This window comes from Neisseria mucosa, from assembly GCA_003028315.1.
GTDB lineage: Bacteria > Pseudomonadota > Gammaproteobacteria > Burkholderiales > Neisseriaceae > Neisseria > Neisseria mucosa.
This window is the reverse complement of record CP028150.1, coordinates 1,879,454-1,903,294: the sequence shown is the minus strand read 5'-3', so window position 1 is coordinate 1,903,294 and position 23,841 is coordinate 1,879,454. Positions and strand designations below refer to the sequence as shown.

Sequence of the window (23,841 nt, the reverse complement as noted above, 5' to 3'; positions counted from 1 at the left end):
GATTGCCGTAATCTCAAACTTCTGGATTCCCGCCTGAGCGGGAATGACGGCAATCAAACATTCAAATTTTCGCAAGCAGTCTATTTAAGGTCGTCTGAAAGTTGACAGAACAAGGAACGGAATATGTGGAATTTAATCAACGCCCCCGAAACGGAAATCTTCGGCATCGCCATCGCGCTGATGGTTTTGCTCGGCGTGTTGGAAGTCATCTCCATGCTGGCGGGCGGCATCAGCGACTGGCTGGACAACCTGTTGCCCGACAGCCTGACCGAAACCGCGCACGCCGAAGTCGGGCTGGACGCTGCGGACGCGGGCGTGTTCGTCAGGTTTCTGAGCTGGTTGTATGTCGGGCGCGTGCCGGTGTTGATGCTGATGGTGGTGTTCCTTGCCGTGTACGGACTGACGGGCTACCTGTTTCAGACGACCTTTGCCGCCGTGTTCGGCAGCTATCTGAACGGATGGCTGGCGGCGGTAGCCGTATGGTTCCTTTCGCTGCCGCTGGTGCGCCTGACGGCGGGCGGACTGTACAAAATCATGCCCAAAGACGAAACCACCGCCGTTTCGCAGGAAAGCCTAATCGGACGCATCGGCACAGTGGTGCTGGGCGAAGCGCGGGCAGGCAGCGCGGCGCAGGTGCGGGTGAAGGATGTGTATGGTCAACAGCATTATGTAATGGCAGAACCGGATTCCGACGAAGTGTTGAAACAGGGCGACGCGGTGTTGCTGGTGTCGCTGGAGGGGAATACGTTTAAGGCGATTTTGAACCCGAGCGGGAGCTTGGTGGATTGAGGTCGTCTGAACAGATAAACGCCGGTTTGCAATGAACCATCATTTTTATCAATTAATTAGAAAAACAAAACGGGGATAGATATGGATCATTTGTCGCAGTCCGAGCGTGATATGCAATCCCGCATCGAAGCGTTGAAAAACAAGCTGCCGCGAGGTGTCATCGTTGTCGGCGACGGGCTGCTGTTTCAGCATTCGTTATTCAGAGGTTTGTTGTTTCAACCCTTGGTTGCTTTCTTGTTCGGCCTCATCGGCGTAGGCGGTCTCTGGCTGAAGATAGTGAAATGGATGGATCTATCGCTTTCAAGCAACATGACTTGGCTGCTGGCTATTATGCTCACGCTATTGTGGTTGTGGCGCGTGGAACGTTGGTGGTGCGGGCTGACGACCCGGAAATCGATTTATATTGATCGCGAAAAATTGATTATTTACGGCGCATTCGGACGCATCCGTTATCAAGGCGGACATGACGGGGCTTACAGGAAGTTTGACCGTATACATATGAGTGACATCATCGGAGTCAGTCTGATTACCGAACGCAAAGGAACAACATTAATCGGCGGGCTGCTGGGCTTAGGAAGACACAATATTTGTACAACAGCTTCCCGAAACGCATTGATTGAATTAACAGGTTGGCAGTGATATTCAAGGTATAAGCTCGGTAGCAACTGTATTTTTCACCCCGTCGGGCAAAAATACCAAAACTCAAATCAAGCCGTTCGGATACCGTTTTCGGTGATACCGTTTTCGGTGGTACCGTTCCCGGCAAAATAATCACGCATCCGGGCATTCAATATCGTCAGCAGTTTGCGCATACATGCCGTAACGGCAACCTTATACGGCTTACCCTTGGACAGCAGGCGCTGGTAGAAATCCCGAATAAGCGGTTCAAAACGTGTCGCTACCACGGTAGCCATATACAGCGCCTTACGCACCGCAGACCTTCCGCCGAAGCAGTGGCTTTTGAATTTGGTTTCCCCGCTCTCCCTCGGATGCGGGGCAATGCCGACCAAACTCGCTATCCGTTTGTGCGACAGCCGTCCCAATTCGGGCAGCATCGCCATCAGCGTAGCCGTCGTTGTCGAACCGATGCCTTTGATTTGTTCCACCACTTTGGCTTTGTCGTCAAAATGCGTGTGGGTGTGGTCGTCGATTTGTTTGTCCAATTCGTCAATCAGACGGTCAAAATGGGCAATCAGTTGTTTGACGCTTTCGACTTGCGTTTCGTGAACCTGATGCAGACGGTTTTTCTCGGCAGTCCGCATCTCCACCAGTTGGTTGCGGCGGTTGACCAATGCCTCCAACACTTCCTCCGCTTCGGTGGGCGGGTGATAGAGCATGGTTTGCCAATCTTCTTTCTGCATCATCATCTGTGCGAAGAAGGCGAGCATTTGGGCATCTTTGGCATCGGTTTTGGTCAGCGACTGCGATTGGGCAAACTGATGCGTCTGACGCGGGTTGGCGATGATCACGGCTATGCCTGCGCGGTGGATGGCTTTGGCGGCGGGAATTTCGAGACCGCCGGTGCTTTCCATGACGACGAGGGCGACGTTGTGTTTTTTAAGGTATTCGATGGTATGGGCGATACCTTTGGGGTTGTTGGTTTCGGTTTTGGTTTTAGACAAAGACGAAACGGCGATGACGAAGTTTCGTTTGGCGATGTCGATGCCTGCACAGTTGTATTGGGTACTCATCATAAACCTGCCTTGCATTCGGTTGTGTTGTCTGGCAACTGTCCGGTTGTGTCGATGGGTTGCCCGGCCGCTCCCTGAGCTACGCAACGGTTGTTTGCCTTGGTCGGATGCGGGTGGCGGCGGGCGGTTTGTTGCTATGATACGGGTGTTTCGATATACAAGGTCGGATTCTTGAATCCGACAAATTGCCCCGTTTCATCAGTATTGCACATAACCGAAATTGTCGGATTCAAGAATCCGACCTATCTTTAAAACCCCAGATTTTTAACCTTTCAGACGACCTCAAATTCCAAAAAACCGTCTGAACCGACACCTCTCAAGTAGTCCGTAGCGTGGGCTTCGCCCACGAAGCAAACATCTCGGATGATCGTTTGATTCAAACGACAGTAGGCCGCGGGCAAAGCCCACGCTACGGTTTGCAAAAAACAGAAATGGTAGGGCGGATTCTCGAATCCGACGAACCGCCCCGTTTCAACCGTATTGCACCTAACCGAAATTGTCGGATTCAAGAATCCGACCTTGTATATCGAAACACCCGTATCATAGCAACAAACCGCCAGGCCGCCACCCGCATCCGACCAAGGCAAACAACCGTTGCGTAGCTCAGGGAGCGGCCGGGCAACCCATCGACACAACCGGACAGTTGCCAGACAACACAACCGAATGCAAGGCAGGTTTATGATGAGTACCCAATACAACTGTGCAGGCATCGACATCGCCAAACGAAACTTCGTCATCGCCGTTTCGTCTTTGTCTAAAACCAAAACCGAAACCAACAACCCCAAAGGTATCGCCCATACCATCGAATACCTTAAAAAACACAACGTCGCCCTCGTCGTCATGGAAAGCACCGGCGGTCTCGAAATTCCCGCCGCCAAAGCCATCCACCGCGCAGGCATAGCCGTGATCATCGCCAACCCGCGTCAGACGCATCAGTTTGCCCAATCGCAGTCGCTGACCAAAACCGATGCCAAAGATGCCCAAATGCTCGCCTTCTTCGCACAGATGATGATGCAGAAAGAAGATTGGCAAACCATGCTCTATCACCCGCCCACCGAAGCGGAGGAAGTGTTGGAGGCATTGGTCAACCGCCGCAACCAACTGGTGGAGATGCGGACTGCCGAGAAAAACCGTCTGCATCAGGTTCACGAAACGCAAGTCGAAAGCGTCAAACAACTGATTGCCCATTTTGACCGTCTGATTGACGAATTGGACAAACAAATCGACGACCACACCCACACGCATTTTGACGACAAAGCCAAAGTGGTGGAACAAATCAAAGGCATCGGTTCGACAACGACGGCTACGCTGATGGCGATGCTGCCCGAATTGGGACGGCTGTCGCACAAACGGATAGCGAGTTTGGTCGGCATTGCCCCGCATCCGAGGGAGAGCGGGGAAACCAAATTCAAAAGCCACTGCTTCGGCGGAAGGTCTGCGGTGCGTAAGGCGCTGTATATGGCTACCGTGGTAGCGACACGTTTTGAACCGCTTATTCGGGATTTCTACCAGCGCCTGCTGTCCAAGGGTAAGCCGTATAAGGTTGCCGTTACGGCATGTATGCGCAAACTGCTGACGATATTGAATGCCCGGATGCGTGATTATTTTGCCGGGAACGGTACCACCGAAAACGGTATCCGAACGGCTTGATTTGAGTTTTGGTATTTTTGCCCGGCGGGGTGAAAAATACAGTTGCTACCTTTAAAACCCCAGATTTTTAACCTTTTCAGACGACCCCAAACCCTAAAAAAACCGTCTGAACCCACGCCCCTCAAGGGTATATCGACAACAAGAAAGGAAAACCCATGAACTTAGTTTCCATCGGCATCATCGCCGGCGTCATACTCGTCGCGCTGTTCGTACTCGGCCTCATCCTCACCCGCCTGTACCGCCGCGCCAGCAAAGAAGTCTCCTTCGTGCGCACCGGCTTCGGCGGCGAAAAAGTCATCATGAACGGCGGCGCGATGGTGCTGCCCGTGCTGCACGAAATCATCCCCGTCAACATGAACACATTGCGTCTTGAAGTGCGCCGCGCGGCGCAGCAGGCGTTGATTACCCGCGACCGGATGCGCGTCGATGTGATGGCGGAATTTTACGTCCGCGTCAAACCCAGCGCCGAGAGCATCGCCACCGCCGCGCAAACGCTGGGTATGAAAACCATGTCGCCCGACGAATTGAAAGACCTCGTCGAAGGTAAATTCGTCGATGCCCTGCGCGCCGTCGCCGCCGAAATGGCGATGGAAGAGCTGCACGAAAAACGTGTTGATTTCGTTCAGAAAGTGCAACAAGTCGTGAGCGAAGACTTGTTTAAAAACGGCCTCGAACTCGAAACCGTCTCCCTGACCGGCCTCGACCAGACCAGCTTTGAGTTTTTCAACCCGCAAAACGCCTTTGATGCGGAAGGTCTGACCAAACTGACCGAAACCATCGAAGGCCGCCGCAAAAAACGCAACGAAATCGAACAAGACACCGATTTGGCGATTAAAACCAAAAACCTCGAAGCCGAGCAGCAACGCCTGAAAATCTCGCGCGAAGAAGAATACGCCAAACTCGAACAAGAACGCGAAATCGCCGTGCGCCGCGCCGAACAGGAAGCCAGCATCGCCGAGCAGGAAGCGCAGAAAAAACGCGAGGCGGAAGAAGCCAAAATCGCCGCCGAACGCGAAGTGGATTTGAAACGCATCGCCGCCGAACGCGACATTAAAAACGAAGACATCCGCAAAGCCCAAGCCGTCGAGCAGGCAGAAGTCGAGCGCCGCAAAGCCATCGAGCTTGCCGAACAAGACCGCGCCATCGCCGTTGCCGAGAAATCGCGTGCCGAATCCGAAGCCAAAGCCGAAGCCGACAAAGCCCGCGCCGCCGCCGTGCGTGAAGAAGAGAGCGTGATTACCGTACGCGAAACCGAACGCGCCGAACGTGCCAAAGCCGTCGAACTGATTGCCGCCGAAGAAGCCGCGCAAAAAGACGCGATTTCGCTCACCGTCGCCGCCGAAGCCGAGAAACAGGCCGCGCAAGACCGCGCCGAAGCCGTGCGCATTGCCGCCGAAGCCGAAGCCGAGAAACAACGCCTGCAAGCCAAAGGTGAAGCCGATGCCAAAGTCCTGCTGGCGCAAGCGCAAGAGCAGCAATACAAAGTCGATGCCGAAGGTACCCGCGCCGTGAACGAAGCTGCCAATGTCCTGAGCGTCGAGCAAGTCGAAATGCAAGTGCGCCTCGCCCTGTTGAAACACCTGCCCGACATCATCCGCGAATCCGTGCGCCCGATGGAAAACATCGACGACATCAAGATTCTGCAAGTCAACGGCTTGGGCGGATTCAGCGGCGCTGCCAACGGCTCCGAAGGCGTGTCGGAAGGTCAAACCACACAAGCCAGCCTCGCCGACCAAATGGTCAACAGCGCCCTGCGCTACCGCAGCCAAGCCCCGCTGGTTGACGGCCTCTTGAAAGAATTGGGCCTGAACGGCGGCGACATCAACGGTCTGACACAAGGGCTGGATAAAGGCATCGGCAAAGAATAAGCCGCGCCGTTAAGAAGGTCTGAAAGCAAAGGTCGTCTGAAACCTCGAAACAGGGTTTCAGACGACCTTTTGTCAGATGTTTTAGTATAAAATCCCACTTTATTTTTTTCTCTCCGTCCTTATCCCATGCGTCTGACCCACATCAAACTCTCCGGCTTCAAATCTTTTACCGACCCGACCACGATTCATGTTCCGGGGCAGCTTGTTGCGGTTATCGGACCGAACGGCTGCGGCAAGTCGAATGTGATTGATGCGGTGCGCTGGGTGTTGGGCGAGGCTTCGGCGAAGCAGCTTCGCGGCGAGAGTATGCAGGACGTGATTTTTAACGGTGCGGCGACGCGCCGTCCTGCGCCGAGGGCTTCGGTGGAGCTGGTGTTTGACAATAGCGACCATAGTTTGCAGGGGGCGTGGGGGCAGTATGCCGAGGTGAGCATCAAGCGGCAGTTGACGCGTCAGGGCGAATCGACGTATTTCATCAACAATCAGACCGTGCGCCGCCGCGACATTACCGATTTGTTTCTGGGTACGGGCGTGGGCGCGCGTGGTTATGCCGTTATCGAACAGGGGATGATTTCGCGCATCATCGAAGCGCGGCCGGAGGAGTTGCGCGCCTATATCGAGGAGGCGGCGGGCGTGTCCAAATATAAGGAACGCCGCAAGGAGACGGAGGGTCGTCTGAAAGACACGCGCGAGCATTTGCAGCGTTTGGGCGATTTGCAGAACGAGTTGGCGCGTCAGGTGGAAAAGCTGGAGAAACAAGCCGAAACCGCCGAACGTTACAAATCCCTGACTGCGCAGTTGAACCAACAACAGGATTTGCTCGATTACGCCCAATGGCAGCAATCGCTTGCCGCCGCCGATAAGGCGACCGCGCAACATCAGTCTTTGCAGGCGCAGCAGGACGAAACCGCCGCGCAGGTTCAGGCGTTAAACGAAGAAGTACACGCCTTGCAGACCGCCGAACAGTCGCAGCAGCAGGCGGTGCACGAATTGAGCAACAAACGCGGCGTGTTGCGCGAGCAGATTGCCCGTTTGGAAGAACAAATCCGCCATCAGCAAAACCTGCACCAACGCATCGAACGCGACAAGCAGGCGGCGCAGGCGCAGATGCAGCGCATCCATCAGGAGCAGCAGCAAATCCGCGTGCAGCTTGAGGAAAACGAGTTCCAGGCCGAAGAAAAGCAAACCGAATTGGCGGAATGGGCGATGCAGGTTGCCGAACACGAAGAGCGTCTGCCCGAATTGGAAGAAGTCCAAGCCACGCTCAACGCCGCCTTCCAAACCCAGCAGGACGAGGCAAACCGCATCCGCCGCGAACTGGCGTTGAAGCAGCAGCAGCTTGCCCATGCCGAACAAACCGTTGCCAAGCACGAAGAGCGCAAAGGTCGTCTGAAACAGGAAAACCAAGCCCTGAACCTGCCCGACGAAGCCGAAACCGCCGCTGCGCAGGAAGCCGCCTCCTTGTTGCAAAGCCAGCAAGAGCATTACGAAGAACAAATCATCGCTGCCGAAGAAGCCTTACACGCCGCCCGCGAGGCGTTTCAGACGGCCTCAAACCGCTTCCAAAGCCTGAGGCAGCAACACATCACTTTGCAGGCGCAGCAGCAGGCGTTGTCGCAAATCCTGTCGCAACAACAGGAAGCCGCCGACTTCTGGCAGGCAACCGACCACGCCGCCGCGCCGCAGCTGTGGCAACACATCACCGCCCCTGCCGAGTGGCAGCACGCCCTGTCCGTCATCCTTGCCGAACGCCTGCACGCCCGCGCCGTGCCGCACGGCTTCGTGCCGCCCGCACCTTTGCCGCAGGGGCAGGCGGCATGGCTTTCAGACGACCTCTCCGGCGGCATCAAAAAATCCCTGCCCGTACAGGCATTGCTGAACCAAATCCAAGCGCAGCCGCCGTTTCAGACGGCATTGCACCACTGGCTCGACGGCGTATTGTGCGCGCCCGATTTGAGCTACGCCCTCGTGCATCAAAGCGATTTGGGCGCACACCAAATCTGGCTCACGCCCGAAGGCCATCAGGTCGATAAAGTCAGCGTCCTGCTCTATGCCAAGCCCGCGCAGGAAAGCCTGATTGCCCAAAAAGCGCGCCTCGACGGCATCGCGTCCGAACTGGAAAACCTCGCCCCCGAACTCTCCGTCGCCGAAGCCGCGTTCAAACAGGCGGAGGCTGCCGTGCGCTCGTCCGAAGTGCAACACAAAAACCTGATGCAGCAGCAACAGCAGCACACGCGCCAATACAGCCAAGCGCAGCAACGTGCCGCCGAACTCTTGGCACGCACCAACCAAGGGCAAATCCGCCGCGAACACATCGAGCGCGAACTGGCGCAGTTGGCAGAAGAGCAGACCGTGTTGCAACACACGTCCGACGGGCTTTCAGACGACATCGCTACTTTGCAGGAAGCCGCTGCCGAACTCGAACGCCAACAGCAAACCACCGCACACAGCCGCCAAGAACAGCAAGGTCGTCTGAAACAGGCGCAGCTTGCCTTGTTGGAAGCCAACCGCCAATACGGGCTGGCCGAAGTCGCCGTCCACAAACTCAACCAGCAAAAACAAAACTACCAGCAGCAAATCGCCCGGCTCGAACAGCAAACCCTGGACTGGCAGGAACGCCAGCAAGAGCTTGCCCTCGCCTATGAAACCGAGTTCCAAAACGACGAGCAGCACATCAAGCTCGACGAGCTGACCGAAGCCGTACACACGCTGGACGAAGAATACATCGCCGTGCAGGAAAAACTCGCGCAGATTCAGGAACAGGGCAGGGAGCAATACGCCCGCGTACAAACCCTGCAAACCAAGCTGCCGCAGCTTCAGGCCGCCACCCAAACCGCCCTGTTGCAGCAGCAGGAAGCCCTGATCAACGCCAAACGCTACCATCAAAACCTGACCGAACGCGCCGCCGATTTGGACGCGCTCGAAGCGTTGACGAAAGAATCGCCGAAAGTATTGAACAGCAGCATCGGCAGCCTCACCCAGCAAATCGAAGCCCTCGGCGCCGTCAACCTCGCCGCCCTGCAAGAACTCGAAGAAGCTCGCGAACGCGACGGCTACTACCGCAGCCAAAGCGAAGACGTGCAGGCCGCCATCTCCCTTTTGGAAGAAGCCATCGCCCAAATCGACGACAAGACCAAAGAGCGTTTCAAAGAAACCTTCGACGCCGTCAACGGCAAAGTCCAAACCTTCTTCCCGACCCTGTTCGGCGGCGGAGAAGCGACCCTCAAAATGATAGGCGACGACCTCCTGACTGCCGGCGTGTCCATCATGGCGCGCCCGCCCGGCAAGAAAAACAGCACCATCCACCTCCTCTCCGGCGGCGAAAAAGCCCTCACCGCCATGAGCCTCGTGTTCGCCCTGTTCAGCCTCAACCCCGCCCCCTTCTGCCTTCTGGACGAAGTCGACGCTCCGCTGGACGACGCCAACACCTCGCGCTTCTGCAACCTGGTCAAAGAAATGTCGGCGCAAACCCAGTTCCTCTACATCTCCCACAACCGCCTGACCATGGAAATGGCAGAGCAGCTCGTCGGCGTAACCATGCAGGAAAAAGGCGTATCGCGCGTCGTTGCCGTGGACATCAAGCAGGCATTGGAAATGGCGGAACCGTGATGAGGTGGGGGAATCTTGATTGAGCTTGATACGGAAAGGTCGTCTGAAAGTGTATTTCAGACGACCTTTTATTTCTTTCTAGAGATGCTATAAAAAACTTTACATTTACCTCAAACAGGTTTAAAACTCTTCCTTTTTCCCTATTCAGAAATTTGTTAACAATTTCCCCCTAAGGAGCTCAACATGAAAGTAGGTTTCGTCGGCTGGCGCGGCATGGTCGGTTCGGTTTTGATGCAGCGTATGAAAGAAGAAAACGACTTCGCCCATATTCCCGAAGCGTTCTTCTTCACCACATCCAACGTCGGCGGCGCGGCACCTGATTTCGGTCAGGCGGCGAAAACATTATTGGACGCGAACGACGTTGCCGAACTGGCGAAAATGGACATCATCGTAACCTGCCAAGGCGGCGATTACACCAAATCCGTGTTCCAACCCCTGCGCGACAGCGGCTGGAACGGCTACTGGATTGACGCGGCGTCCTCCCTGCGCATGAAAGACGACGCGATTATCGTCCTCGACCCAGTCAACCGAAACGTCATCGACAACGGCCTCAAAAACGGCGTGAAAAACTACATCGGCGGCAACTGCACCGTCTCCCTGATGCTGATGGCGCTGGGCGGCCTGTTCCAAAACGATTTGGTCGAATGGGCAACCAGCATGACCTACCAAGCCGCATCCGGCGCAGGTGCGAAAAACATGCGCGAACTCATCAGCGGCATGGGCGCGATTCACGCCCAAGTAGCGGACGAGCTTGCCGATCCTTCCAGCGCGATTCTCGACATCGACCGCAAAGTATCCGATTTCCTGCGCAGCGAAGACTATCCGAAAGCCAACTTCGGCGTACCGCTCGCCGGCAGCCTGATTCCGTGGATTGACGTGGATTTGGGCAACGGCCAGTCCAAAGAAGAATGGAAAGGCGGCGCGGAAACCAACAAAATCCTCGGCCGCAGCGACAATCCGACCGTAATCGACGGTTTGTGCGTCCGCATCGGCTCTATGCGCTGCCACAGCCAAGCCATCACCCTGAAGCTGAAAAAAGACCTGCCCGTTTCTGAAATCGAAGCGATTTTGGCAAGCGCGAACGACTGGGTGAAAGTCATCCCCAACGAAAAAGAAGCCAGCATCCACGAGCTGACGCCCGCCAAAGTTACCGGTACGCTGTCCGTCCCCGTCGGACGCATCCGCAAACTGGGCATGGGCGGCGAATACATCAGCGCGTTCACCGTCGGCGACCAGCTCTTGTGGGGCGCGGCCGAACCTTTACGCCGCGTGTTGCGCATCGTGTTGGGCAGTTTGTAAGATTTGCAGGTCAAACAAAAAAGCAACGGTTTATCCGTTGCTTTTTTTATCAAGGTCGTCTGAAAGTAGCAGGGGTGGACGGATTCTTAAATTTGACGGTTTATAGTGATTTATAGTGGATTAACTTTAAACCAGTACGGCGTTGCCTCGCCTTGCCGTACTATCTGTACTGTCTGCGGCTTCGTCGCCTTGTCCTGATTTAAATTTAATCCACTATACATAGAAACCTTATGCCGTTATTCCCGCGCAGGCGGGAATCTAGAAATTTGAAATCATGGCAACTTTGTAAATTTTTCTGAAACCCCGAAATCGAGATTCCCTCCCGCGTGGGAATGACGGCATGGGCAAATTATCAAACTCTACCTGTGCAATGCCTCCAGGTCGTCTGAACGTCCTTTCAGACGACCCCTTCCTGCATTTTCAGCTAAAATACGCGCCATTAAAGGATAAAGCCATGATGACGCCCGAAACCCAGAAACAGCTCAAAATCACCGACGTTTCCGCCAAGAAGCTCGACAAACTCAACCTCCATACCGCATGGGATTTGGTTTTGCATTTGCCGCTGCGTTACGAGGACGAGACGCACATCATGCCGATTAAGGATGCGCCGATTGGCGTACCGTGTCAGGTCGAGGGCGAGGTCATCCATCAGGAAGTAACGTTCAAACCGCGCAAGCAGTTGATTGTCCAAATTGCCGACGATTCCGGCAGCGTCCTTTTTTTGCGTTTCATCCACTTTTATGCCAGTAATCAGAAACAGATGGCGGCCGGCAAACGCATCCGCGCCGTGGGCGAAATCAAACACGGGTTTTACGGCGACGAGATGATTCATCCCAAAATCCGCGATGCCGAGGGCAGCGGTTTGGCGGAAAGCCTCACGCCTGTTTATCCGACCGTAAACGGTTTGAACCAGCCCACTTTGCGCCGCATCATTCAGACGGCGTTAGACGTTACGCCGCTGCACGATACTTTGCCCGATGCCTTATTGGGTCGTCTGAAACTGCCGCACCTTGCCGAAAGCCTGCGTCTTTTGCATTCGCCGCCGCCGAGTTTCACCATCCACCAGCTTTCCGACGGCGCGCTGCCCGCATGGCAGCGGCTCAAATTCGACGAACTTTTGGCGCAACAGCTTTCCATGCGGCTGGCGCGGCAGAAGCGCGTCAGTGGCACGGCGGCGGCATTGGGCGGCGACGGTACGCTGACCCAAGCCCTGCGCCACGCCTTACCGTTTGCCCTGACCGATGCACAAGAAAGGGTCGTGTCCGAAATCCGCCGCGACATGGCGCAAACCCACCCCATGCACCGCCTGTTGCAAGGCGATGTCGGCAGCGGCAAAACCATCGTCGCCGCCTTGTCCGCGCTGACCGCCATCGAATCCGGCGCGCAGGCGGCCGTGATGGCGCCGACCGAAATCCTTGCCGAACAGCATTTCATCAAGTTCAAACAATGGCTCGAACCGTTAGGACTCGAAGTTGTCTGGCTTTCCGGCAGCCAGCGCAAAAAAGCCAAAGACGAAGCCAAAGCCAAACTCGCCGACGGCACCGTCAAAATCGCCGTCGGCACGCACGCCCTGTTTTCAGACGACGTCGAGTTCCAAAATCTGGGCTTGGTGATTGTGGACGAACAACACCGCTTCGGCGTCGCCCAACGCCTCGCCCTCAAAAACAAAGGGCGCGACGTCCACCAGCTGATGATGTCCGCCACGCCCATCCCGCGCACGCTCGCCATGAGTTTTTTCGCCGACTTGGACGTGTCCGTCATCGACGAATTGCCGCCCGGACGCACCCCGATTAAAACCCGCCTCGTCAACAACGTCCGCCGCGCCGAAGTCGAAGGCTTCGTCCTCAACATCTGCCGCAAAGGGCAGCAGGCATACTGGGTCTGCCCGCTGATTGAAGAAAGCGAAACCCTGCAACTGCAAACCGCCACCGAAACCCTCGAGCAGCTTCAGGCAGCCTTGCCCGAACTCAACATCGGCTTGGTACACGGGCGCATGAAAGCCGCCGAAAAAGCCGAAGTTATGGCGGAGTTTGCCGCAGGCCGTCTTAACGTCTTGGTTGCCACCACTGTCATCGAAGTTGGCGTAGATGTGCCCAACGCCGCCCTGATGGTAATCGAACACGCCGAGCGCATGGGCTTGGCGCAGCTGCACCAATTACGCGGGCGGGTAGGGCGTGGCGCGGCAGAAAGTGTGTGCGTCCTCCTGTTTGCCGAACCCTTGAGCGAACTCGCCAAAGCCCGGCTGAAAGTCATCTACGAACACACCGACGGCTTCGAAATCGCCCGCCAAGACCTCAACATCCGCGGCCCCGGCGAATTTCTCGGCGCGCGTCAAAGCGGCGTCCCCATGCTGCGCTTCGCCAATCTCGAAGAAGACCTGCACCTCTTGGAACAAGCGCGCGAAATCGCCCCGATGCTGATTGAACAAAACCCCGAAATCGTCGAAGCGCATCTGACAAGGTGGCTTGCCAGCAGGGAAGGGTATTTGGGTGTGTGAGGTTGTCTGAAAATCCAATCCCACTATTTTTACCTAATGCGCCGTCATTCCCGCGCAGGCGGGAATCCAGACCTACGACTTTCAGAAATATTCAACGATGGACGTAGCGTGGGCTTTACCCACGGATGCGGTTCGCAGAAATATCGGTTGCGGCGGGTCTCTTAATATATTCTCGCGAGCGAAGCCCACACGCTAAGGCAGCCGATTGCAGATACCCGCAAGTCGTCTGAAAAAACAGTTCCCACATCCCTGCCAACCGTGCCGTCATCCCCGCGCAGGCGGGAATCCAGACCTACGGCTTTCAGAAATATTCAACGATTACCGCAGTATGGACTTTACCCACAGATATGGTTTGCAGAAATATCAGTTGCGGCGGGTCTCTTAATATATTCTCGCGGGCGAAGCCCACGCTACGGCAGCCACTTTCAGATCCCCTCAAGTCGTCTGAAAAAACTCCCCATATCCCTGCCTGCTTCGCCGTCATTCCCGCGCAGGCGGGAATCCAGACCTCTGATTTCAGAAATATTCAACGATTACCGCAGTATGGGCTTTGCCCACGGATGCGGTTTGCAGAAATATTGGTCTTGGCAGGGCGTTTATGTTTTACCGGCGAAACCCGCCATATTTTCAGATGACGGTTTTAGTCAAATAAAACGTTCAAAAATAAACTAAATATCTATAATTCGATTTTGAAAATGACCGTTTATCCGAATTAAAATCCGTTTATCAAATTTGTATAAAAAAATAACATAAAATCATCATATTAAAAATATATAAAACTTCAAAATACCGCTTGTCTAAAAACGATACCGCTTATCAAATCCATTTCAATATTATTAAAATAGGTATGAAAGTGACGAAATACGTCATATGACATAAAACGTTTCCCTTTTCTTCTCAAAAATGACAAAACACGTCATATCCCCCCAAAAAATCCCACGTCATAAAAAAGCCCAAATCTGCCCGAAAAATCCTTCAAAACAAATTTAAACCTATTAAAAACATAAAATTACAAAATATTTTCACAAAAAATCCAGACTTGGCACATCCCATGCTTGATACATTACGTCCGGCAAGGGAAACGAAGCAACGAAGCCCGAACCGGGAAGCTGTATATTCCTTCTACTTGATGGTTTTACTCATAAACAAGCAGAGCCAAACACATTACGGTTTTTTAACAACAAACATTTTTATTCACAACACTTTTTAAACTGGAGTTTATTAAATGAAAGCAATCCAAAAAGGTTTCACCCTGATCGAATTGATGATCGTCGTAGCAATTATCGGTATCCTGGCTGCAATCGCCCTGCCTGCTTACCAAGACTACACCGCCCGTGCTCAAATCTCTGAAGCGATCACTTTGTCCGATGGTCAAAAAGCTGCCGTTACTGAATACTATGCTGATAAAGGCGCATTTCCTACGAGCAATGCAGAAGCTGGTGTTGCTAGTGCATCTACCATTAAAGGTAAATATGTAACATCTGTTACTATTGGTGCGAATGGTGTGATCACAGCTCTGATGAATTCAAGTGGCGTAGCCGATGGCGTTAAAGGTGCATCTATTATTTTGACACCGGCAGCTCAAAGTGGTGCGGTAACTTGGGTATGTACTGCTAAAAAAGATAAAACAAAGGCATTAGAAGCCAAATATATCCCTGCCGCTTGCCGTTAATAAGCTAAATCTTTGATTAGGGTGTGTCCTGTTATATTGGGGATGCACCCTTCTTTGGTATGGATATCCTAAAAAATTTTATTAAACAATCTTAAAAGGGGAAATGTATATGGTACAAAAGGGTTTTACCTTGATTGAGTTATTGGTTGTTATAGCGATCATCGGTATTTTAGCTGCAATTTCTTTCCCAATTTACAATAATTATGTTGCCCGTTCTCAGGTAGTTGAAGCATTGCTGTTCGCCAGTACGGCGAAAACCGATGTCAGTACGGCTTATTTCGGTCAGGGCTGGGTTCCGGTTGGTAACTATAGCGGCGAAAATAATGTGAACGGACGGTATGTCAAATCGCTTCATGTCGCCGCTACCGGAAAAATTACTGTAACAATGAACGATGAAGCCAATATTGCCATTAGAGGAAAAACAATTACTTTAGTCCCCAAAGTCGGTACATCAGGTAATGCAGAGAGCGTTATCGAATGGAGCTGTGATTCCTCTGATGCCAATGCGATTTCTAAGAATTTCTTACCTACGCCATGCAGATAAATTGTGTGTGCTGTAGGCTTTGTTCCATGCTGGTAGCAATGGTAGCGTGGGCTTTGCCCACGAGGATGATGTGCAAGGCTGTCTGAAATTTTCGGCATGATTTGTGGGCAAAGCCCACACTACAGTTGAGGCATGCCCAACAAAATTTGAATATCCGCAATGTGGGGTTTGAAAAGCTAATCTGCTAAAAGGTCGTCTGAAAGTGTTTTCAGACGACCTTTTACATGGTTGAGGATGCTTCTTATTCCCTGTTTTATTGTTTGGCATGGCGTTTGCTTAGTTTTTTCATCATTATTTATTTTTCTAGGGATTTGCTGATGGAGCCTTCTTCTCTTTTATCGAAGCAAATTAGATTGCCGTCGTTGCGGCTGAAGTATTTTGCTTATGCACTATTGCTCGTTGTATTGCCGAATCTGCTTTTTTGGATTTTGGCAGGGCTTACAGGAACGGCGCGTCCGATTATCAATTTGGATTATATTGCGGCGGCGGCTTTGTTTGCGCTCGGGTGGAAACCCGCCAAATGGGCGGGGGTACTGCTTTTTTGGGCTGCGTTGCTGTTTGATGTGTTGATGCTGGTAATGCAGCAGTTCCCGTTTATGGATTTGCTGGGGGCTATATACCTTGCGCCCTTTATTATGAAGGCGCCTTTGCTTTATCAGGTATTGACGGGCAGTTTGCTGCTGTATCTTTTACTGATGCCTTTGATCTTGTCCAAAACGGCCGATAAAACCGATTTTTTCCATGTTTCGGTATTGGTTGTTCCGCTTTTGATTGCGGCTTATTTTACCGGGCATTTGCAGTATTACGAGCGTTCGGCGCAGTTTAATCTTTTCGGGGCGAATAATTTTTATTATGCGAAAAGTCAGTATCTGCTTTATTCGAGTAGTCAGAATGCCGACTTTATCAAGCAGGGGTTTCAGAGTCCTGTATTTATGCCTCTGAAGAATCAGCAAAGGGCGGCATCGCATTTGCTGAAGCCCCAATCGGACAAGATTCTCATGATAGTTGCAGAATCTTGGGGACAGCCCGACAAGCAGGCTTTGCAGGATGCGGTACTTGCTAAGTTGTCGGAGCAAAAAGATCGTTTTTCAGTTTGGGAAAGCGGCAGTTTTAATTTTATCGGAGCGACTGTAGAGGGCGAGATGCGGGAGCTTTGTTCTTACAGCAGGGTACATGGTTTTGGGTTGCGCCGCGCTCCGGATGAAAAGTTTGCCCAATGCCTGCCCAATCTTATGAAGAAAGAAGGCTATCGGACCTTTGCCCTGCATGGGGCGAGCAGCGCGCTTTATGACCGCTTCAGTTGGTATCCGAAAGCAGGCTTTGAGGAAGTAAAAACAGCCGAGAATATGATCGGTAAGAAGACTTGCTCGGCATTTGGCGGGGTATGCGACAGCGTGTTGTTTGATGAGGTTTCATCATTCTTTGGGAAATATAACAAAGGGTTATTCTATTGGATGACGCTGACCAGCCATGCGGATTATCCTGAATCGGATTTGTTTGACCATCGTTTGCAGTGTGAGCAATATGGCCTGCCTACCGATACGGACTTATGCCGTAATTTCAGCTTGCACACTCAATTTTTCGATGGCTTAGCAGAATTGGTCAAACGCCCGGAGATGAAGGGAGTAGAAGTCATTGTTGTTGGTGACCATCCGCCTCCTGTGAAGAATATTGGTGAAACAATCAAATATTTGGAACAGGGGCAGGTTGCCTGGTTACATTTTAAAGTGAAGGATTGAGTTATTTGGTGAAATATGGGAAAGGTCGTCTGAAAAGCGTTTTCAGACGACCTTTGTCATTTAAGGCTTATTTCCAAACCAAGAGCGCGTGGTTGCGTTTGCCGCGCCGTACGATGGTGTATTTGCCGAAGCGTTTGTGCGCGTCGGTCAGCAGATAGGCATCGTCAGGGCGTTCGGCGGCGTGGTTCGGGTTGTTCAATTCGGCGGATTGACCGTTGAGCAATACCGCTTTGCTGTTCACAAAACCGCGCGCTTCTTTGTTGGAAGACGCCAAGCCGGTTTTAACCAAGGCTTCGACGACGTTGAGGTCGTCTGAAACTTCAAATGCGGGCAGGCCGTCGAGGGCGAGCTGTTCGAAGTCACTTTCCGTCAGGCTGCTTTGGTCTTCGGCAAACAGGCTTTCGGAAATGCGCTGCGCGGCTTGCAGGGCGGCTTCGCCGTGAATCAGGCGGGTCATTTCTTCGGCGAGGATGCGTTGCGCTTCGGGTTTGGTGCCGCTGGCTTTGTCTTTCGCTTCGATGGCGTCGATTTCTTCGATAGACAGGAAGGTGAAGTATTTCAGGAATTTATACACATCGGCATCGGCAACTTTCAGCCAGAACTGGTAGAACTGATACGGCGAGGTTTTCTTCGCGTTCAGCCATACCGCGCCGCCTTCGGTTTTGCCGAATTTGGTGCCGTCGGATTTGGTGACCAGCGGTAGGGTCAGACCGAATACTTGTTTTTGATTCAGACGACGTGTCAAGTCGATACCGGCAGTAATATTGCCCCATTGGTCGGAGCCGCCGATTTCCAAAACCGCGCCATGACGCTTGTTCAATTCGGCAAAGTCGTAGCCTTGCAGCAGGGAGTAGGCGAACTCGGTGAAGGAAATGCCCACATCGTCGCGCTCGATACGCTGTTTGACGGATTCCTTGTTCAGCATGGCGTTGACGGAAAAATGCTTGCCGATGTCGCGCAGGAAGTCGAGGCAGTTCATGCTGCCGAACCAGTCGGCATTGTTCGCCATAATGGCGGCGTTTTCGCCTTCGAAGCTCAAAAATGGTTTCAGTTGGTTACGGATGCTTTCTACCCAGCCGGCAACGGTTTCAGCGGAATTCAAGCTGCGCTCCACCGCTTTGAAGCTGGGGTCGCCGATCATACCGGTCGCGCCGCCCACCAAAGCAATCGGCGTATGTCCTGCCTGTTGGAAACGGCGCAATGCCAACACGGGCAACAAGTGGCCGATATGCAGGCTGTCGGCGGTCGGGTCGAAACCGCAGTAGAGGGCGATTTTTTGTTCGTTCAACAAAGCGTCTAAGGCTTCGATGTCGGTAGTTTGCGCGATTAAGCCGCGCGATTGTAGGTCTTGGATGACGCTCATCGGTATCTTTCAAAAAATTAGCGGTTTTGCAAACCGCTAATTGTAACAAATTTAATCGGATCAATGGCTATGGTGCGTATCGAGGAGTTTATTCTTTTCGGAAAAAAGTTTCGCCAATTCTATTCCGCCGTAAGGGTTGATATGGTCTTTATCCGAGTAAACCGGCAATCCGTCGATTTTAAAATCTTTCGGAATAAGGGCTGCAGCATCAATGATATGGACATTAGGATATTTGGCTGCCAGTTCCCTAATACGGAGATTGCCTTTCGTGGTCGCTTCATCGTCCGAATGCAGGTTTTGGCGGTAACCCGGTATACGGGAAGACAGCATATAGGCGCGCAGGGCGTTGTAAGACAAGGTTTGGTTGTCCGTCATGAGGTAAACAATTTGTTTCTCAGAAGATAGTGTTTGCAGCATGGTGTCGAATTTTTTAAAGAAATCAGCATCATAAGAAACAGAATTGCTGTTTTCCGGCATTTGGTTGCCCCAGCGCATGGCCAAAAGCACTTTTGAATATCGAGGCAGATGCTCTTGTGCATACTGATAAAAGGCGCGACAGGAGGCATTTTGTTTGAACACTCGGGCTGAGTAGCCTTCTACATAGGCGCAACTGTCGGCAGAAACCATGGTTGCAGACCATTTTTCTTTTTTGCCCACTGCGTCAAAGAATGTTTTGTATTGGTCGGCGTGAGAGTCGCCCAAAATCAGCAATTCCGGCTGTTTTTCCGTATCTCCCCAAAGGCATTGTTTGTCGGTATTGTTATGACAGGAAGTGTAGGAGCGTGCCAATCCCATACGGTCATATTGCGCCATAAACGGCAGCTTCATCGCGAAAAAAGAGCCTACGGCCAAAATCAGCATGGGGAGGGCATAAATCCACGAGGCAGATTGTACAAACGAGCCTTTCCAATTTTTAAACGGTTTTTCTATGCAGAAATAAGAAATCAAGGAAAGTACCACCATCAGGACGATCGCTGCCGCTGTTGAATAAGGAGGCAGGTTGTCCGGACCGATATAGCGCATAAAGGCCAATATAGGCCAATGCCACAGATAAAGTGAATAGGAAATCAAGCCGATGGCAACGGTGATTTTCCATTGGAAAAATTTTTTAAGCGGGTGGTCGAAATGATTGAAATAAATCAGTGCTGCCGAAGCCAGGCAAGGAATCAAAGCGGCAGGGCCTGGAAAATAAGCGGTTTGTTCCGTGTAGGCAAACAGACAGACAAACAGTATGCAGACGGAAAATAAAGTACCTGCGGCAGCATATTGTTTGCCGATAGAAAGTTTCTGCTGTTGTTGATATTGCATCCATACGGCGGTTAACGACCCGACCAGCATTTCGCAGGCACGCAGATGGGGGAGGTAATATTTATCCAGTGAAGAAGGCATAAAGGAAGCGGCAAGGCTTAACACACATAACGCGATGAGAAAGCCAAACTGAACGCGCCAGCTTTTGCGGACGACGAGCAGCAGCAATATCGGAAAGACAAAGTAGTATTGTTCTTCGACCGATAAAGACCAGATATGGAGCAGAGGCTTTTCTTCCTGTGCCGGATCGAAATAGCCTTGTCCTTTTGCGAAATACAGATTGGATGCGAAACCCAAAGCAGCCAGTGAGGATTTCCACAAAAGAAAGAAATCATCTTTGGTGAATAAAAGAAAGCCGCCTATCAGCGTTGCGATTAATACGGCAAAAAATGCAGGCAGAATCCGTTTGATGCGGCGGATATAAAACGTTTTAAAAGAGAAAATTCCCTGACTCATTTCACGATGGATAATCATCGTAATCAAAAAGCCTGAAATCACGAAGAAAATATCGACACCGAGAAAACCGCCTGGCAACCAGTTCTTTTCGATATGGAAAGCTACGACGGATAAAACGGCAATGGCGCGCAATGTATCAATGTCAGGACGGTAAGATAAGACTTTACTCATAATATTTTTACTTTAAATAGAGCCGGCAATGCAGAGGTCGTCTGAAAGATAATTTTTATAAGGGTTAATGGTATATCGGATTACGGTTGGTTACTCAAATCAGGTATGGAGTGTGTGGGTAGGCTGCTTTAGAATAATTGTTGATGGCGTCGGGTTGATTGGGTAGTTAGATTGAAAACTCAGGTGATAGTTTTAAGATGTGGATTTAATATTTTATTTTTATAATTAATGAGATAGGGCTTAATCGGGTTTGAGTTTTTATACGCTTCCATTTCCATGGCAAGGTGAACCCGAATAATTGTTCAGAACAGGTTTCAGACGACCTTGCCCGACTCAAAAAGTATCGGGAGGTCGTCTGAAAACCTGTTGCATTGGGTTTATACGTTAAACAGGAAGTGCATCACATCGCCGTCTTGCACGACATATTCCTTGCCTTCTACGCGCATTTTGCCGGCTTCTTTGGCTTTGGCTTCGCCGCCGAGTGAGACAAAGTCGTCGTAGGAAATGACTTGGGCGCGGATGAAGCCGCGTTCGAAGTCGGTGTGGATGACGCCGGCGGCTTGCGGGGCGGTGTCGCCTTTGTGGATGGTCCAGGCGCGGACTTCTTTGACGCCGGCGGTGAAGTAGGTTTGCAGGCCCAAGAGATTGTAGCCGGCACGAATCAGGCGGTTCAGGCCGGGTTCTTCCAAGCCCATTTCAGCGAGGAATTCGGCTTTTTCGTCTTCTTCCAATTCGGCGATTTCGCTCTCCATCGCGGCGCAAACGGCAACGACGGGGGCGTTTTCTTTTTCAGCCAATTCTTTCAGGCGGTCGAGGTGCGGATTGTTTTCAAAACCGTCTTCAGCAACGTTGCCGACATACATGGCGGGTTTGGCGGTGAGCAGGAACAGCGGTTTGAGCATGGCGAGTTCTTCCGCGTCCAAACCGAAGGAGCGGACAGGTTTGCCTTCGTCCAGATGCGGCAGCAGTTTTTTGCACAGCTCGACCAGTTTTTGCGCGTCTTTGTCGCCTGAGCGGGCGCGTTTTTCTTCGCGGACGATGGCTTTTTCGACGCTGGCGAGGTCGGCAAGCGCCAGTTCGGTGCCGATGGTTTCGATGTCGGCAATCGGATCGACTTTGCCGGAAACGTGGACGATGTTGTCGTCGTCAAAGCAGCGCACAACGTTGACGATGGCGTCGGTTTCGCGGATGTTGGCGAGGAACTGGTTGCCCAAGCCTTCGCCTTTGCTCGCGCCTGCAACCAAACCGGCAATGTCGACGAACTCGACGATGGCGGGCTGCATTTTTTGCGGATTGACGATTTTCGCCAGTTCCGCCATGCGCGGGTCGGGCACTTCGACGATGCCGACGTTGGGTTCGATGGTGCAGAAGGGATAGTTCGCCGCTTCGATGCCCGATTGGGTCAGCGCGTTAAAGAGGGTGGATTTGCCGACGTTGGGCAGGCCGACGATGCCGCATTTCAAGCTCATGGTTTTTCCTGAAAAGATAAAAGTTTAACGGCGGATTATAGCATATCGGGGAATGACTCAAAAACTGTAAAGGTCGTCTGAAAAGCGCGTTTTCCATGCGATGGGAGCGGTTGGCGTTTTCAGGCGACCTTTTGTGTTTATAGATTTTTAATCAAACAGTAAAATCAGCAGCAACACAATCGCAATCACGCCCAGCCACATGCTTTGCCGCTGCTGTACTTTAACCAAATGGATATAGGCATCGCGCATTTCCTGCTGGCGGTTTTCATCAACCAGCGCATTGATTTTGCGCGGCAGGGAAGGGATGATTTGCGCCCAGTCGGGGGCTTCGTTTTTGAGGTTGCGCAAAAAGGCTTTAGGTCCGACCTGTTCGTTCATCCACTTCACTAAAAACGGTTTGGCGGTTTTCCACAAGTCCAAATCGGGATCAAGCTGCCGTCCCAAGCCTTCGATGTTGAGCAGCGTTTTTTGCAGCAGTACAAGCTGCGGCTGGATTTCAACATTGAAGCGGCGGCTGACTTCAAACAGGCGCATCAGTACTAAGCCGAAGGAAATTTGCGAAATCGGTTTGTTGAACACCGGCTCGCACACGGCGCGGACGGCGGCTTCCAATTCTTCCGCGCGCGTATCAGCAGGCACCCAGCCCGATTCGATGTGGGCGGTGGCGACGCGGTGGTAATCGCGGTTGAAGAAGGCGAGGAAGTTGATGGCGAGATAGCGTTTGTCGTAATCGGTCAGCGTGCCGACGATGCCGAAATCGAGGGCAATGTAGCAGTTGTCGGTGGCGACCAGAATATTGCCGGGGTGCATATCCGCATGGAAAAAGCCGTCGCGGAAAACTTGTGTGAAGAAGATTTCCACACCGTAATCGGCAAGTTTGTGCAAATCAATGCCGTCTGCTTTGAGTTTGGCGATATCGGATACCGGCGTGCCGTCCATCCATTCGATGGTCAGTACGTCGCTGGTGCAGTAGTCGTAAAACACCTTCGGCACAATCAGCATATTGCTGTTTTGGAAATTGCGTCCGAGTTGGCTGGCATTGGCGGCTTCGCGCATCAAGTCCAACTCGTCATGCAGGTATTTGTCAAACTCCGCCACTACTTCACGCGGTTTCAAACGCTTGCCGTCGGCAAACAGTCGCTCGACCCAAGCCGCGCCGAAGCGCATCAGCGACAAATCCTGTTCGATAACGGGTAAAAGGTTGGGACGCAAGACTTTGACCGCCACTTGTTCGCCCGAATGCAGGCGGGCTTTGTGTACTTGGGCGATGGATGCGCTGGCGACGGGTTCGGTTTCAAATTCCGCATACAGCGTTTCGATGGATTGCCCCAGTGATTTTTCGATTTGCGAGCGTGAAAGCTGCGCATCAAACGGCGGGACTTGGTCTTGCAGCTTTGCCAGTTCGACCGCGTAATCATGCGGAATCAAATCGGGGCGTGTGGACAGAACCTGCCCGAATTTGATGAAAATCGGCCCCAGGCTTTCTAGGGCAAGGCGCAGGCGGACGGCAGGCGGTTCGTTTTCCAATTCAGACGACTGCGGCAGCATTTTCAACATCGTCCGCGCCCAGCCCGGACGGACAAGCGCGGCAAACAGCTCGGCGAGGCGGTAGAGATAAAGCGTGCGGAGGATGGTTTTGATGCGTTTGAGCCGTTTCATGACGATATATTGATATTGCGCGACAGTCGATAATGCGGGAATTATATAGGAAACGGC

At 52.4% G+C, this 23,841-nt stretch carries 17 protein-coding genes and 1 pseudogene; 12 read left to right on the top strand and 6 right to left on the bottom strand.

Annotation, left to right across the window (positions count from 1 at the left end):
* The first annotated feature begins 123 nt into the window (after positions 1-123).
* Complete coding sequence (locus NM96_09450) at positions 124-789, top strand: DUF1449 domain-containing protein (GenBank protein AVR79526.1); 666 nt, start codon at positions 124-126, stop codon at positions 787-789.
* An 81-nt stretch (positions 790-870) separates the two neighbouring features.
* On the top strand, positions 871-1,428 hold the full coding sequence (locus tag NM96_09445) for a hypothetical protein (protein ID AVR79525.1): 558 nt from the start codon (positions 871-873) through the stop codon (positions 1,426-1,428).
* Here NM96_09445 and NM96_09440 read toward each other — a convergent pair.
* The gene (locus NM96_09440) at positions 1,316-1,576 is read right to left on the bottom strand and encodes a hypothetical protein (protein AVR79524.1); all 261 of its coding nucleotides are present in this window, start codon (positions 1,574-1,576) and stop codon (positions 1,316-1,318) included. The two genes, NM96_09445 and NM96_09440, sit on opposite strands and share 113 nt — an antisense overlap.
* Positions 1,497-2,480, bottom strand: coding sequence for an IS110 family transposase (locus NM96_09435; GenBank protein ID AVR80315.1), 984 nt, complete (start codon positions 2,478-2,480; stop codon positions 1,497-1,499). Before NM96_09435 ends, NM96_09440 begins: the two co-directional genes overlap by 80 nt.
* A 332-nt stretch (positions 2,481-2,812) precedes the next feature.
* Between NM96_09435 and NM96_09430 the strand changes: the two genes are divergently transcribed.
* The 10 genes and pseudogenes from NM96_09430 (at position 2,813) to NM96_09385 (ending at position 17,358) form a co-directional block, all read left to right on the top strand.
* Complete coding sequence (locus NM96_09430; GenBank protein AVR79523.1) at positions 2,813-3,082, top strand: hypothetical protein; 270 nt, start codon at positions 2,813-2,815, stop codon at positions 3,080-3,082.
* Positions 3,083-3,161: 79 nt separating this feature from the next.
* Positions 3,162-4,130 carry an IS110 family transposase gene (locus NM96_09425; GenBank protein ID AVR80314.1) on the top strand — a complete coding sequence of 323 codons (969 nt, stop codon included), beginning with the start codon at positions 3,162-3,164 and terminating at the stop codon, positions 4,128-4,130.
* 155 nt (positions 4,131-4,285) lie between these two features.
* On the top strand, positions 4,286-5,998 hold the full coding sequence (locus NM96_09420) for a flotillin (protein AVR79522.1): 1,713 nt from the start codon (positions 4,286-4,288) through the stop codon (positions 5,996-5,998).
* A 126-nt stretch (positions 5,999-6,124) separates the two neighbouring features.
* Positions 6,125-9,607: a chromosome segregation protein SMC gene (gene smc / locus NM96_09415; GenBank protein ID AVR79521.1), complete on the top strand. Its 3,483-nt coding sequence runs from the start codon at positions 6,125-6,127 to the stop codon at positions 9,605-9,607.
* Positions 9,608-9,790: 183 nt separating this feature from the next.
* Positions 9,791-10,906, top strand: a complete 1,116-nt coding sequence (gene asd, locus NM96_09410) for an aspartate-semialdehyde dehydrogenase (GenBank protein AVR79520.1) — start codon at positions 9,791-9,793, stop codon at positions 10,904-10,906.
* Positions 10,907-11,360: 454 nt separating this feature from the next.
* A complete protein-coding gene (locus tag NM96_09405; GenBank protein AVR79519.1) occupies positions 11,361-13,403 on the top strand; it encodes a DNA helicase RecG in 2,043 nt (680 codons plus the stop codon).
* A 903-nt stretch (positions 13,404-14,306) separates the two neighbouring features.
* A pseudogene (locus tag NM96_09400) lies at positions 14,307-14,439 on the top strand (histone H1).
* A 189-nt stretch (positions 14,440-14,628) separates the two neighbouring features.
* Entirely contained in the window at positions 14,629-15,075 is a 447-nt protein-coding gene (locus NM96_09395; protein ID AVR79518.1) for a prepilin-type cleavage/methylation domain-containing protein, read from the top strand.
* A 103-nt stretch (positions 15,076-15,178) separates the two neighbouring features.
* The gene (locus NM96_09390; protein AVR79517.1) at positions 15,179-15,619 is read left to right on the top strand and encodes a prepilin-type cleavage/methylation domain-containing protein; all 441 of its coding nucleotides are present in this window, start codon (positions 15,179-15,181) and stop codon (positions 15,617-15,619) included.
* A 569-nt stretch (positions 15,620-16,188) separates the two neighbouring features.
* Positions 16,189-17,358: a hypothetical protein gene (locus NM96_09385; protein ID AVR80313.1), complete on the top strand. Its 1,170-nt coding sequence runs from the start codon at positions 16,189-16,191 to the stop codon at positions 17,356-17,358.
* A 67-nt stretch (positions 17,359-17,425) separates the two neighbouring features.
* Here NM96_09385 and NM96_09380 read toward each other — a convergent pair whose 3' ends face one another.
* The 4 genes from NM96_09380 to NM96_09365 form a co-directional block, all read right to left on the bottom strand.
* The gene (locus NM96_09380) at positions 17,426-18,721 is read right to left on the bottom strand and encodes a tyrosine--tRNA ligase (protein ID AVR79516.1); all 1,296 of its coding nucleotides are present in this window, start codon (positions 18,719-18,721) and stop codon (positions 17,426-17,428) included.
* Positions 18,722-18,781: 60 nt separating this feature from the next.
* On the bottom strand, positions 18,782-20,656 hold the full coding sequence (locus NM96_09375; GenBank protein ID AVR79515.1) for an acyltransferase: 1,875 nt from the start codon (positions 20,654-20,656) through the stop codon (positions 18,782-18,784).
* 377 nt (positions 20,657-21,033) lie between these two features.
* On the bottom strand, positions 21,034-22,125 hold the full coding sequence (locus NM96_09370) for a redox-regulated ATPase YchF (GenBank protein ID AVR79514.1): 1,092 nt from the start codon (positions 22,123-22,125) through the stop codon (positions 21,034-21,036).
* Between the two features lie 147 nt (positions 22,126-22,272).
* Positions 22,273-23,784 carry a ubiquinone biosynthesis regulatory protein kinase UbiB gene (locus NM96_09365; GenBank protein AVR80312.1) on the bottom strand — a complete coding sequence of 504 codons (1,512 nt, stop codon included), beginning with the start codon at positions 23,782-23,784 and terminating at the stop codon, positions 22,273-22,275.
* Between the last annotated feature and the right edge of the window lie 57 nt (positions 23,785-23,841).